The following is a 14,085-nucleotide window of genomic DNA, read 5'->3' on the forward strand; positions in this document are numbered from 1 at the left end:
CCACACGGGTTCCGTACCTATTTTAAAGTTTGAAACGTCTATGAGATATTATCTGATAGCTGGCGAGGCCAGCGGCGACCTCCACGCCTCCCGCCTCATGGAGTCGCTGAAGAAAGTGGACCCCATAGCCGAGTTCCGCTTCTTCGGCGGCGACAGAATGAAGGCTGTCGGCGGTGTATGCGTGCGCCACATCCGCGATCTGGCCTATATGGGCTTCGTGCCCGTTCTCCTCCACCTGCGCAAGATTATGGGGAACATGAAATTCTGCAAGCAGGACATCGTCGAGTGGAAGCCCGATGTCGTTATCCTTGTCGACTATGCCGGTTTCAACCTGAGCATAGCCAAGTTCCTCCATGCCAAGACGAATATCCGTGTCTATTATTACATATCGCCGAAGATATGGGCATGGAAGGAATGGCGCATCAAGGCCATCAAGCGCGATGTCGACGAGATGTTCTCCATCCTGCCTTTCGAGGTCGACTTCTACGAGAAACGCCACCACTACCCCATCCACTATGTCGGCAACCCGACAGCTGAGGAGGTGCGCAATTTCCGTACGTCGTACAACGAGACCAAAGAGGCCTTCTGCGCCCGTCATGGTCTCGACGGCCGGCCTATAATAGCACTGTTGGCCGGAAGTCGCAAACAGGAGATTAAGGACAATCTGCCGGCGATGATTGCGGCAGCGGACCGTTTTGCCGACTATGAGCTCGTCCTGGCCTGCGCCCCGTCGGTGGAAAGTGCCTACTACACTAATTTCATCGAGGGCACACGGGTGAAAACCGTCGACGACGAGACCTACCAGCTCCTATCCCACTCCACTGCCGCCCTCGTGACGAGTGGTACGGCAACCTTAGAGACAGCCCTCCTCGGCGTACCGCAGGTGGTATGCTACGAGACGCCCGTCCCGCGACTCATCCGCTTCGGATTCAATCATATAATAAAGGTCGATTATATCTCGCTTGTAAACCTTATCGGAGGCCGCGAGATTGTGCCGGAGCTCTTTGCCGACCGCTTCAGCGTTTACAACATCGCAAACGCACTGTACAATATTCTTCCCGGCCACACCAACCGCGATGCCCAGCTCGATGGCTACAAGACCGTAAGCGACCGCCTCGGCGATGCCGTAGCACCCGACAACGCCGCCCAGACCATCTACGGACTTCTTTGGAAATAGGCTTTCGTCCGTCACATATCCCTACACCATCGTCAGCGTGTAGAGGTATATGACGGCGGCGGGGATAGCCATCAGCGACGAGTCAAAGCGGTCGAGCATACCACCGTGGCCGGGCAGCAGATTGCCACTGTCCTTGATGCCGAGCGTACGCTTGAAAAGACTCTCCACAAGGTCGCCGAGGGTACCGAAGATCACAACGACGAGTCCGAAACCTATCCACTGCCCTATACTCAGCAGATGCGGACTCGACGGATTTCTGTTGGCCAGCCAGCCGATGATACCGGCCACGATGAGCACGAGGATGCCACCGCCGATACTGCCTTCCCACGACTTTCCGGGGCTGATACGCGGGAAGAGCTTATGCTTTCCCAACAGCGACCCCACACAGTAGGCACCGCTGTCGTTGACCCACAGGAATACGAACAGACACAGCGGGATAAGCATCTCGAACGACGGCTGACTCATAGCATCGACCTGAAAAGCCAGGAAGAACACAAGCGCCATGGGCAACGCCACATACATCTGCCCGAGCATCGTGTAAGCCCAGTCGTTGACAGGATTCTGCTGTTTCAGATACAGTTCCTCCACAAACAGATAGACTATCGTGAGAATATACGGGATAAACACCCTGAAGTCGATCATCCCCACACGCCACAAGGCCACCGCTGCCACGAAGTAGGTTGCGGCGATGGTGGAGATAAGCTGGTTCACACGCACACCCTCGATATTATTTACGAGTCCACAATATTCCCACATCGTCAAGGCCGTTATCAGGGCAAACAGCAGGATGATGGTGTCAGGGCGCATCATGCCGGCGACCATTATAGCCACATACAGCACGCCCGTTATAGTGCGTGTAATAAGATTCTTCATTTCTCCTCTTGTTCTTGTTGTTTCTTGTCAAACTCAGCCTGGGCCTTCTTCACCTCGTCACTCTGGTCCTCGAGTTTCGGAGCCTCACTGGCTTTCTCGTTTTCTTCCAATATCTCCTCCGAGCGGCTCTTGTAAGGACGCTTGCCGAGAATGTCCTCAACGTCCTTAGTGTATATCACCTCCTTCTCGAAGAGCAGTTTCGCCAGGGCATTATGACCTTCCTTGTGCTCTGAGAGAATCTCCTTCGCACGGTCATACTCTTCGTTTATCATCTTCAGCACCTCGCTGTCCATGACCTTTGCCGTCGACTCCGAATAGGGTTTCTGGAACGAGTAGTCCTGGTTGTTATAGTAGCATATATTCGGCAGCTTGTCGCTCATACCGGCGTATGCAATCATACCGTAAGCACTCTTCGTGGCACGCTCGAGGTCGTTCATCGCTCCCGTCGATATCTGTCCCACGAACAGATCCTCCGCTGCGCGTCCTCCGAGCAGTGAGCACATCTCGTCGAGCATCTCCTCCTTTGTCGTGATGACTCGTTCCTCCGGCAGGTACCAGGCAGCACCGAGGGCTTGACCACGCGGCACTATCGTCACCTTCACTAACGGGTTGGCATGTTTGCAGAACCAGCTCACCGTGGCATGACCGGCCTCGTGGATGGCTATGGCGCGCTTCTCTGCCTCCGTCATCACCTTAGTCTTCTTCTCCAGACCACCGATGATACGGTCGACGGCATCGAGGAAGTCCTGCGACGACACCTCTTTCTTATTATGACGGGCCGCAATGAGGGCAGCCTCGTTACACATATTAGCTATATCGGCACCCGAGAATCCCGGTGTCTGCCGTGCCAGGAAGTCCACGTCGAGGTTCTTGTCGTACTTCAGCGGACGCAGGTGCACCTGCAGGATAGCCTTGCGCTCGGCGAGGTCGGGCAGGTCGACATGTATCTGGCGGTCGAAACGTCCTGCGCGCAGCAGGGCCTTGTCGAGCATGTCGGCACGGTTGGTGGCTGCTAAAACGATGACTCCGGAGTTTGTACCGAAGCCGTCCATCTCGGTGAGCAGGGCGTTGAGGGTGTTCTCACGCTCGTCATTGCCGCCCATGGCGGGATTCTTTGAGCGGGCACGTCCCACGGCGTCAATCTCGTCGATGAAGATTATGCACGGAGCCTTTTCCTTAGCCTGACGGAACACGTCACGCACCCGGCTGGCTCCCACGCCAACGAACATCTCTACGAAGTCGGAACCGCTCATCGAGAAGAACGGCACACCGGCCTCACCGGCCACAGCCTTGGCCAACAGGGTCTTACCCGTTCCAGGAGGACCAATGAGGAGTGCTCCCTTTGGAATCTTTCCTCCAAGTGCGGTATATTTCTTAGGATTCTTCAGGAAGTCGACAATCTCCTGCACCTCCTGCTTAGCCCCTTCCTGACCGGCCACATCCTTGAATGTCACGCCGACGGCCTGCGACTTCTCGTAGAGCTTGGCCTTCGACTTGCCGACACTGAAGATGCCGCCGCTGCCACTGCCACCGCCACTGAAACGGCGCATAATCCATATCCACACAAAGATGATAATCACCCAGGGCAACACGTTGACGAGGATCTGCGTGAGCAGACTCGAGTCGTTGTTGTCGTAGCTGAAACCGGCAATCTTCTTCTGCTGCACAGCCTGGTTGAGGAAGTTCTCAAGGTTGTCGATAGATCCGATGTCCACCTTCACGTAAGGATTCTGACCGAGGTTGCCGCCACCGAAGACCTCACGCTGGTGCTCCGGACGCACATACATCTTCAGGGTACTCTCATCCTTGTTTATCTCTACGTTGGAGGCATACCCCTTGTTCACATAATTAATAAAGGTGGTATAATCTCTCTCCACATTCACCGACGAACTCATAATCCCGTTCTTACCGCCGGCGAAGAAAATCAATCCCAAGCCGATGATGACGAAGAGATAAATCCAGTTCATATTGAACTTTGGCATCTTCGGCTGGTTCTCGTTGTTTGTATTTGGCATAAATATATTGTCTAATTAATGTCAGGAATCTGTTTCAGTTTCGCGTCCTCCCAGAGATGCTCCAGGTCGTAGTATGCCCGCGTCTCTGGCACGAAGACATGCACGAGCACGTCGACATAATCCATTGCCACCCATACGGCATTGTCGAGACCGACGCAGTTCACGGGCTTCTCACCCATCGTCTCCCTGACGTAGTCGCTCACCGAACCGGCTATGGCCTCTACCTGCTGCGGCGAGTTGCCCTGGCAGATGATAAAGTCCTTACATATCGTACCGTCAATGCCCGAAACATCGGCGACGACTATTCCACTACCTTTCTTGTCCTGTATTCCTTTAATTATACTATCTACTAATCTTTCTGTTGTGTTCATAAAAACATTTTGATAACCGCCAATCCAACGGAATGGCAATCACGGAGTTTACACTGTTATTTACATTGCAAAGGTAGTGTAAAAAGCGAGAAAAAAGCAATCCACAATGAATAATTTGCTTTTTTTATAAAAAAACTTGGATTTTTCTTTGGTAGTTCAGGAAAAAGCAGTACCTTTGCACTCGCAAACAAGGAAATACAAATTCCGATTGCAAAAACATTGGGATATGGTGTAATGGTAACACTACAGATTCTGGTCCTGTCATTCCTGGTTCGAATCCGGGTATCCCAACTGATTTAAAAGCCAAACATCTGATTATCAGATGCTTGGCTTTTTACTTTATACATTTTTGGCGTATTTTTGGCGTGATAATCATTCTATAATCAGAATTTTCCTATATTTCAACGACCATGAAAAAATAAATTTTTGAAATGGAGAATTACGCCCTAATCGGCTATTTGAAAAGTTCTCATAGCATAGGCCCTTCTTTTGCGTGCCATTGACGGACAGAGATGTTGACTCCAACTGGTCGTTATGCTTGTTGTAGCTATTGACCGTTTCTGTAGTATAGCCCCGTCCATTCTTGAACAGAAGCTGCGACACATTCTCCTGTTTGCCGGTAAATGTGTATCTGGTGTTCTGCTTTAGAAAGGAGTTCTCTGACAAGACACGATAGCTTTGAATGACTTGTCCCTTTGCATTATAGAAGAAGACATCAAGGAGTGGAGAGTCATCGCTTGCAACAGAGTATGTACCGGTAACAAGTCCCGTCGTATTCGTACCACTGGCTATCTGCTGTTGCCAATCAAGCCCATGGTTTGTTTTTGCCAAGAGGAGACTAAGGTAATCGTAATTGTCATAGTAGTTGACAACTTCGAGCTTCGGATTCTCCAATCGGAGGTCATGCCCGATGATGTATCCCGTTCCGAAGAATCCGCTCTGTCTTGTGTCAAGAGTCGTGCGTGTCACATTCCTTCCGCGGTTGCATGACGTGCATGTGCCCTCGACGGCAACCCGTGACAGCTTGTCGTAAAGGTAGAAGCGGTATAGACCTTTTTCTCTCATGCGTCCGTCCTTCATATAAATCAGTCTGTTGTCATTGAATCAAGGAAATCGTTATTTCCTTTTATAATAAGGGATTTTAAATAAAGAAACTTCTCATTTAAAGATCTTGAATCTCCTTTGTAATCACGTAATAATAATGAAGGAAAATAAACAATTATGTTTATATATTTATTTCGTTTAAATTTATTATTCAAATCTTCTAAAGATAAAATGTTTTCTTTGTCATATGGATCATATATATAGCATACTTTAAAACACGTTTTTTTTTGATTCAAATATTTTTTTAGTTTTAATAATTCTTTTTGTGATATGACCTTATTAGCAATTTTTCCTCGATTAATTAGTGATATGGAATGAATTCTTCCCCTTGAATTTATTTCGCAGGTAAAAGGTATATTAAAATAATATGGGCTATCATGATATTGATAAATATCTAATAACTTAAAGACCACAGAATCCCCTAAACTCTCAAAGAGACCTTTGGTTAATTTTTTACTATTATAAATATTACAGGTGTCTCCTATACCTAAGACAGAATTCTGAGCAGAGGCAAACAATGCCATAAAAAGCACAAGAAGGAATATGTTAATTCTTTTCATAAGCATATTTTAATATGGTCTGTAATGAATATGGAATAGAAGTTATCAGGCTTCTGTAATACTCGTTACCATAGCTATTTCTAATATTGTAATTTGCCCATTTTATACATGAACTATTATAATCTTTAATAAAAGCCGGTGATTGCGAGTTTTCGGGGGTAATAGGAATATCCCCATTACCATAGGTAAACTTTTCTAATCTGGTTTTAAATTCATCCATGCCGTTGATATTGCCGAATCCCACTCCTTCCAATCCAACACAAATATCAAAGACTTTGGCCTCAAATTCTCTGTTAAAATCTTTGTTTTGGTAATAATTAATGTTAATTTGTTGAAATGCGTGGAAAAATTCTTCAGTAGGTACAGATGAAGGCATATCAGAACTATTACGATTAAAATTAATAGTCCAAGAATCTGGATAGAAGCAGCCATCAATATCATTTCCTTCATTGGATAGATTATCAACGTATTCTACTTTTATTACTTTTTCACTGCTTTGAAGGGTTTGATATAATTTATCGAATAACTTACTACTATTTCTTAATCCTTCTATCATGGTATTATACGATAATAAATCATTGCCAAACAAACCAGTAGTGTCTATTACTTCGCCATTTAAATCATAAAAACATGTAGGATTATTTGCACATACTGCATAAGTACTGATGTTATAATATTTCTCAGCCAACGGGTCGACTCTATCCCACACGCCGAGGAAGGAGTAGTTCTGACGGGCGCCATGGTCGTAGGTGTTGAGGCCGTGGGTAAGGTCGAGCTCTTTACCTGTGTACTTGTACTTCTGGAAGTCGGGGTTCTTGCCAGCATCGGCATAAACGGCACCGAATGGATAATAGTGGACAGACTGAACAATGGAGTCGTTCGAGTCTACAACTACACGGTTGTTGCCAAGGTGGTCGGTAAGATAGAAGTAAAGACCTTCACCAGTTCCTCCTAAGAATGAATGTCCGTTGCCAGCGTAGACAGGATAGGAATAGAAGCCGCCTGCGAAAAGATATTTCGACGGCTTGCCGTTCTCGAAAACGAAATTCTCAATATAGTCGGTGGAATCCTTGGACAGCACGTCCTTCGGTATGATTGTCGGATTGGAGAATCCTGTACCGGAGTTTACAGCTACCGATTGCACTTTCGGCATTGGCTTCAATGGCGAAACAGTTGTATTGTAAAGTGATTTTATGTGGATTGTGCGCAACTTCTCGCCAGTGGCTGTATAGACGTATTCTGTCTTACTGTTGTCAGAGAAAGTTATGCACACAGGATTGTTGCGAAGGTCGTATTCAATGTTGGTTATTCCACGGTTACTGTCCTTTATGAGCGCGCCGTTCTGGTCATAAAGATACTCGACCTCCCCCTGCCCCTCCGAAGGAGGGGTGACCTTGCGGAAGTCAAAGCTGCCTGCACGGAGGACCGGAGCGGCTTTCTCTTCGATTGATGCCAGTTGGTTGCCATTTAAAGTAATGTTAAGGCTGTCAATAGCTCCGTAATGTCCATCCTGCTTTAATCCATTTCGGATAATTCCCGTTATCGCTCCGTTCGCTGTATAGCCGGTGATGCGCTCGTTATAGCGGTTCGCATTAGTGCTGAATGCAGAACCTTCACCGTAAAGTGCATTCGTAATGCGGTTCAGCTTGTCGTATGTAAACTTGTAGCCACGGAGTTTCGTCTCGTCACCATTCTTCCATTGCTGCGTGCTGATGTTGCCATTATAATATGGTGTTCCCTGATTGCCGGCATTATATGTCAGGTGTTCCTCGAAGTTCTTGCCAATGATGTCGGTTATCCAGCCGTGGAGGTTGTAAGTGTAAACCTCTCCCTGGTTTTCTCCGAAGGGGAGGGAGTTTGAATTGCCATGACTACTATGATTGACGGAATTGATTCTGCCGAGATCGTCGTAGATTATCGACCTGATGTTCTGGGAAGGACTGCCATCTAGAGACAATGCGACTGCCGACAGCTTGTTGTTGTGTGGATTGTAAGAGTTGTGCGTGAGTGACTTGTAACTCCTGTCCCCCTTGTAAAGCACTTGCGTAGTGCTGTCGGTGTTGCCAGTAAATGTATATGAGTTCTTCGTTACGAGCAAGGCATCGCCGGGCAAAGTGCGGTGAGATTCCGTCACATGCCCCTTTATATCGTAATATAAGGCACTTAGGAGTAAGTCATCCCTGTTTGTCGATGTGATACTTCCCGTAGAAAGACCGGATGCATTAGTGGCACTTGTCGGGCAAGAGGATCTCTTCAATGCCACATTGTCCTTGAAAACCGACAGGTTAAGGAATTCGTAATTGTCATAGTAATTGACAATCTCCAACTTAGGATTCTCCAAGTTAAGGTTATGGTCAAACGTATAACCCGTTCCAAGGAATCCCTCATTCGAGGCGTTGAAGGTGGTATGTGCTACAGCACCGCCACGATTGCATGACGAGCATGTTCCCTCCACGACAACCCTTGAGAGGTTGTCGTAAAGGTAGAATCGGTATAGGCCTTTCATTCTCATTCGTCCGTCCTGCATAAAGATGAGCCTGTCGGCAGTGTCGTACCAGTACTGGATGTACTCGCACTGGGGCAGAATCTTCTTCGCTACATTGCCCCTGTTATCATAACGATATTCATAGCCATATATTGCCTTATGCTGGTCATTTTGATATTCGGGCGAGAGGACGAAGCGCAATTGCCCGAGGTCATTGTAGACAAAGTATGTATCGTTGTTGCCATCATCACTGCCTCTGCGTTCGAGGACTTTCCTGCCAAGTTTGTCAGTATATACAGTAAGCGAATGCCCGTCCTCGTCGGTGGTCGTTTCTCCGAGCAGCTGGCATGGCTCATAATAACCGGACTTGACAAGATGGTTCTGACCGTCCATCGGTGCGGTATAGAGCCGGACATCATTCATGCCGTTGGTGACATATTCCTTCGTTACGGCCTTGCCTGCGGCATGCCAAGCCTCGCCCGGAGTTGTGGTATTTGTTACCCTGTCGAGTGCGTCGTAAGAGTTGTCGGAATAGGTGTAGCTCTCTTCTTTGTAGGTGTTTTCGGAAAGGCTCGCCAAATCATTATCGCTGTTCCACACTTGATGTGGCGTCGCCTTATCAACGACCGGCAGCCATTGCCTTCCTGTCCGCTCAAATCCTTGATAGCCTTGTACAGTTGAGACATACAGTCCATTGCCGCCAATGCCGTTGGAAGACGTTTGTATGGGTCTGCCCAGTCCGTCGAAATATTGCAACGAGTTGATTCTCAAACTGGCGTCAGCATCCAGGATGTTACCGGTCTGTATGTGATTGTCGCCGTTGCCGTATTTGTACTTATAGTCCGCCGTCAGTTTGCCATCGTTATCGTAAGCTGCTGACAGGCGGTTCTGCCCGTCATACTGAAACGTGGCCTTGCAGCCGTTTGGGGCCATTGTCCAGCTGATTCCTACGCCAGGCTGATAGAGGTAGCATGTCATTACCACCTGCCTGCCAGACGATTGCAGTTTGTCACTCACTGACAGGAGGTCTGAGGCATTCGGGGTCTTCTGCGACAGGACTTCCAGCACGCTACTGCCGACGACACCTGCAACCTCAGCATAGGTCATGCCATGTATCTCCGCTACAGGGTAGCTGTGATCGTATGACCATAACCATGCCGCCTTTTCCGTTCCGTCCTTGACGAAGCTGCGCGGATTGAGCCTGCTGTCGTAATCACTGTATACGAGCCTTTTCGAAAGTGTTCCTCCATTCAATGCCGTATATACTTCTGACGGAAAGTAGAGTCTTCCGTCATTCCTAACATTGGTGAATCCATAGGTTGTCCTTATCCGCCTGAGCTCGCTTCCGTTGCAGCTAAGTGCCTGTTCCACAACGGGAGATACGACATTGTCGGCGGTCATATTCTTGAAGACATCGTCGTCATCAAAGTCGCACGGATATTTGTATGTCGTCGCAAAGGACTTTCCATTCTCGCTTGAGTCGTATTTGTCAGTGCAGACCTTGTAGTTCCTTTCGTTATAGGCATACTCGTGCGTTACTGATACCTTGCCGTTATTCTCGTAGCTTGTCGTTACACTCTTCGCCAGGCGGTTCCATATGCGATAGTAGGAATAAACAACCGAGTAATATCTGGCGAATCCGTCACTTGTCCGATGCTGCATGAGACAGTGGTCGTTTATGGAGCGGTCCACAAGGTGTATGTTGCATGTAAACGGCTTCTTCTCATGCATATACGTATTCACCGTCGCCTGCAGGGTGTCGTTGCCGTTAATGACAGTCTGCGTAAGCAACTCGCCGTTGCCGTAGTCTTTAAATTGATATAGTCCTACCAATACCCTTTCCGCCGGTTTGTTGCCGAACGTGCTGACGGTCGTCTTCAGTAATCTGCCATTACCGTCATATTCTTTCCTTGCTACACGGTCATAACCTACCAGTCCCGGTGTAATGCCGCTTGAAAAGCCTCCTACGAAGGCAAGGGACGAATTGGAAAGCGTATACCCTCCGTACAGGTCGTCCCTGTCCTCACGTGTAAAACCGCCATGCAAGAATGTAGCCTTCTGCCAGAACTCCCCAAAACATTCTGGGATGAGAAGCCGCCCGCCTTTGTAATCAAATGTAGTTTTCGATGCCGGGACACTGTCATTTGCTGACGCATAGCTCGATATGGATGCAATCCTCAGTCCGCCGCCTGTAGAACAGTCCCAGGTTAATCCCTGATTGTCCTTGTCGACTATGTCATCACGTGAAAATGCAGCTGTCAGACTTGCAGATGCGGAACACGAGCTGTTTTCCCCGCATGAGTCGGGAAGGGCGGCGGTCATAGTGTACCATCCCTTCCTCAGGAACAGAATTATATCCTTACTAACAGACGATGCCTTGTCCAGGCTTTCGTTCATACCAACAGCATTGTCCGGGGTGTAGGTGTACGATGTACCGTCCACATGCGAGTGAATGCTAACCGAGGCGCCGTTATCCTGTAGCGACCACAGGTCGTGCTTTGTGTCGCCGCTGAATGATATGTTGAACCTGTAATGTCCCGTGTAGTCCAGCCGCACCAGAATTACACACGGAGGAAAATGCGGTTCCGTCGAATTACGGTCTATGACAAATGCTCCGCCCGGGTTGTCCGCCGAGTCGGTTACCGTATATGCGTAGATGGAACCGGAAAGTCCGGTCTTTTCTATCTCATGAGATTCGGGGAATATCTGTCCCGATACCAGGCCGAAGGTGTTCGGCTCGTAATTGAATGTCGTCCTGCCGCCTGTGGGGTAATTGATGGATGAAAGGGTTGCGGCCTGCATGAGCCGCCCGTCGGCAAAGCGGTTGGCACCTTTGAAACCGCTGACATTGTCGTTGCGCTGTGTTATGTTGCCGCACATGTACATCATAGGGCCGTCTGGAATGGAAGTGCGGTATCCGGTGATGTGCTCGTTCTTGTTCCTGTTCTCACTGCCGTTGTAGTATCCCCAGAAATCCGTGGCGAAGGATGTCTTCAACGGAAGGTATGTGCCGTTGTAAGCAAACGACGTGGTTTGTACGTTATCCGGGGCGAGCGTGTTCCTTATCTCGTCAAGGCGCAGGCGCAGCCTCTTGCTGTCGCTGACAGAATAAAGGTTCTCGCTCTGCGCCATGCCTATTGTACCTGTCTGGGTATAGTCGCCGCCGATGTTGCTGCCGATGAAATAGGAATAGGCGAAATCCCACGATGCCAGCTGTCGTCCAGTGATGTTGTCCTTTGCGGTGAACGAGTCCAGCCTTGCCGCGCCGGGCATGTCCTGCCTTTTGTCCCGGCTGCATTTGAAGTCTACAGTTATGTTGTTGGTAGATATACGCTTGAGGTATGACTTGTCTATGGAGAAGGCGCCTGCAATATAATCACGCAAATAACCCGTTTGTAGTGAGGAAGTGCCATATTCAAGACCTTCTTCCGAGGCGTTATTTGGATGTGTAATGAACATATACTGCTCGCTGAGGTGTCCGATAAGTGGGATACGCAGAAAGTCTGTGTATTCAAAATACGCCTTGTTGCCCTTGGGGGATGTAAGCTCTGTAAGGTTCCACGCAGAAGGATAATCCTTTCCAGGCTCATGGGTGATTTCTTTATTGGAGAAATAATATGTAAAGCCTTCCAAATCCTTGATGGTGAATGCAGTCAGCTCGTTGATGTTGATGTCGTGGCTCCTGCCGTGGACGGTACCGTTCTTGATATTCTCTGCCCTTATGGTGAATCTCTCAGGAACTTTTCCGATAGGCTCGAAACTTGACGTAAACGGGTTGTAGAAGAACATGAAATGCTTGCCCATCACGCTGGCGGAAAAGATGTCGCGCTCGCCAAGACCACCCTTCAAGTCTTCCAACACCTCCGTATAATAATTAGTATAGCTGTAGGTGTAGCCGTCAGGTATATAGCCATTTGTGAAGTCAAAGCAGGTGGAATCGCCGTGAATGTTGATTTTTGAATTGAACAACTTTGAATAGTCTTCCCAGCTTCCATTACCATTGTTGTAATCGACCTGCCCCGAAGGGATGAGCGTTATGCAGCCACCGGCATTGAGATTCCAACCCAGTCCGACCCATGTCGCCTCCTGGGCGACCTTTATGCCGGACGCATCATATGTAACGGCAATCGGAATGTCTATGTCTCCGTCCTTAAGCTCGTAAAGCGGGATGCTGATGTCGGGTACGCCCGTGTATTCGTCCGTCTGGTATTGCCCGTATCTGAGGAATGCAGCCGCTTCAGGCGAACGGTACGGGAACTTCGGCATCTGTACGCCGTACGGGTCATCGGCACTTGCGGCACGCCTTGCCGCCACAGGCAGAGAATCCTGTGAGAGGCTGTCAGTATTTATGACGGCTCCCGCATTATCAGCAAGGCTGACATTGCAGAATGAGGTTAGCAATATGATCAGGAGTAATATGTTCTTCATAGTACCGTTATTTTCTCGTTATAAACTTTGCCGTTGACATTAACATATAGGATGTACTTGCCACGGCGAAGGCCGTTGCAGTCTATGCAGAGCGAATAACCGTCGCCTTTATCGTTGTTCTGCCGACATTGCCTGTAGACCACGCCCATAACGTCTGAGACAAGTGCCGAAACATCGGCGCTCCCGTCGAGGGAGTAATTAACCGTTATCTGATTGCCGTTCTGCGACACGGTGTAATGGATTATGTCATCATTTGCCTTGGCCTTCTCTGCAATGGCTATGGAATCTTTTCGGCGGATGTCCTCATTGCAGGAGTCCGCCTGAAACCTCTGGCTGTCCGGCGGCATGCCCCATGCCGACCGTGTCGTGCCGATGGGAGCCGCATCGTCATAGCTCGTGCTTGTAACGGTGGTGAAAAGGGGATAGCGGTAGCCGCGTGCATACCAGTCGTAACGTTCCTCGATGATTTGCTTGAGCCGTGCCGAGTCTAGTGCGGCACTGTCTATGTCCATACAAACCGAATAAGACATCCGGGTGTAAACGCGGAGGACGTTCTGAATCGTGTCCTCGCCAAGGACAATGCTTCCTGCGGCATCCGCCATGACCATCGACATACCCTGCTCGCGGAATGGATGGTCGCCGCAATAGACACCATATCCACTAAAAGGAACAGATATAGAATCGCCGTAGGCGAATGGATACTTTATGGACAATATCGGATGGTCATAAGTTATCTTGCTAAGTGGATTTTCTACGTGTACGATGAATAACGTATCACCGCTTAAATCATAGTATGTTATATCGTTACTGGTAAGTACCAAATGTCTGTCCAAAGAATCCTTTTGCAACCAGATATTAAGGTTTTGCCCTGTTGTCATCAAATCGGAAAAATCCCAAGTCGAATTACTGCTACTTTTCTCGGTATAGAAATATGGCATTGGCATAACGGACAATACATCTGAATCACACAAGAGATTCTCCGCCTTACTTAGAAAGCATCCCTGTGCATTTGATGACAGCGTTATAGCGAATAAAGCGATTAAAAGGGCTCTTTCATTTAACTCGGCATAGA

Annotated in this window: 8 protein-coding genes and 1 tRNA gene; 2 read left to right on the top strand and 7 right to left on the bottom strand. The window is 48.6% G+C overall.

Annotated elements, in window-relative coordinates; translation table 11 throughout:
- Positions 1 to 40: 40 nt before the first annotated feature.
- Positions 41 to 1,177 carry a lipid-A-disaccharide synthase gene (gene lpxB / locus LDN30_RS09465; protein WP_223926402.1) on the top strand — a complete coding sequence of 379 codons (1,137 nt, stop codon included), beginning with the start codon at positions 41 to 43 and terminating at the stop codon, positions 1,175 to 1,177.
- A 21-nt stretch (positions 1,178 to 1,198) separates the two neighbouring features.
- Here the strand turns inward: lpxB and LDN30_RS09470 are convergent, their stop codons facing one another.
- From LDN30_RS09470 to rsfS, 3 genes are read right to left on the bottom strand one after another with little or no spacing between them, the layout of a single operon-like run.
- Entirely contained in the window at positions 1,199 to 2,050 is an 852-nt protein-coding gene (locus tag LDN30_RS09470; protein WP_223926403.1) for a phosphatidate cytidylyltransferase, read from the bottom strand.
- Entirely contained in the window at positions 2,047 to 4,065 is a 2,019-nt protein-coding gene (ftsH, locus tag LDN30_RS09475) for an ATP-dependent zinc metalloprotease FtsH (protein WP_223929340.1), read from the bottom strand. The genes LDN30_RS09470 and ftsH overlap by 4 nt, the downstream gene beginning before the upstream one ends.
- Before the next feature lie 11 nt (positions 4,066 to 4,076).
- The gene (gene rsfS, locus LDN30_RS09480; protein WP_223926405.1) at positions 4,077 to 4,436 is read right to left on the bottom strand and encodes a ribosome silencing factor; all 360 of its coding nucleotides are present in this window, start codon (positions 4,434 to 4,436) and stop codon (positions 4,077 to 4,079) included.
- Positions 4,437 to 4,656: 220 nt separating this feature from the next.
- On the opposite strand from rsfS, the gene LDN30_RS09485 reads away from it, so the two are divergent.
- Positions 4,657 to 4,727: transfer RNA gene (locus LDN30_RS09485), tRNA-Gln, on the top strand.
- A gap of 81 nt (positions 4,728 to 4,808) precedes the next feature.
- Here LDN30_RS09485 and LDN30_RS09490 read toward each other — a convergent pair.
- The 4 genes from LDN30_RS09490 to LDN30_RS09505 are packed head-to-tail and all read right to left on the bottom strand — an operon-like array spanning position 4,809 to position 13,846.
- A complete protein-coding gene (locus LDN30_RS09490; RefSeq protein WP_223929341.1) occupies positions 4,809 to 5,501 on the bottom strand; it encodes a hypothetical protein in 693 nt (230 codons plus the stop codon).
- Between the two features lie 20 nt (positions 5,502 to 5,521).
- Entirely contained in the window at positions 5,522 to 6,100 is a 579-nt protein-coding gene (locus LDN30_RS09495; protein ID WP_223929342.1) for a hypothetical protein, read from the bottom strand.
- Positions 6,087 to 13,013 (bottom strand): RHS repeat domain-containing protein, encoded by a 6,927-nt coding sequence (locus LDN30_RS09500; RefSeq protein ID WP_223929343.1) that lies wholly within the window; start codon positions 13,011 to 13,013, stop codon positions 6,087 to 6,089. The genes LDN30_RS09495 and LDN30_RS09500 overlap by 14 nt, the downstream gene beginning before the upstream one ends.
- The gene (locus tag LDN30_RS09505; RefSeq protein ID WP_223929344.1) at positions 13,010 to 13,846 is read right to left on the bottom strand and encodes a hypothetical protein; all 837 of its coding nucleotides are present in this window, start codon (positions 13,844 to 13,846) and stop codon (positions 13,010 to 13,012) included. The genes LDN30_RS09500 and LDN30_RS09505 overlap by 4 nt, the downstream gene beginning before the upstream one ends.
- Positions 13,847 to 14,085: the final 239 nt, after the last annotated feature.

It is taken from the genome of Prevotella lacticifex (assembly GCF_019973375.1).
Taxonomy (GTDB): Bacteria; Bacteroidota; Bacteroidia; order Bacteroidales; family Bacteroidaceae; genus Prevotella; species Prevotella lacticifex.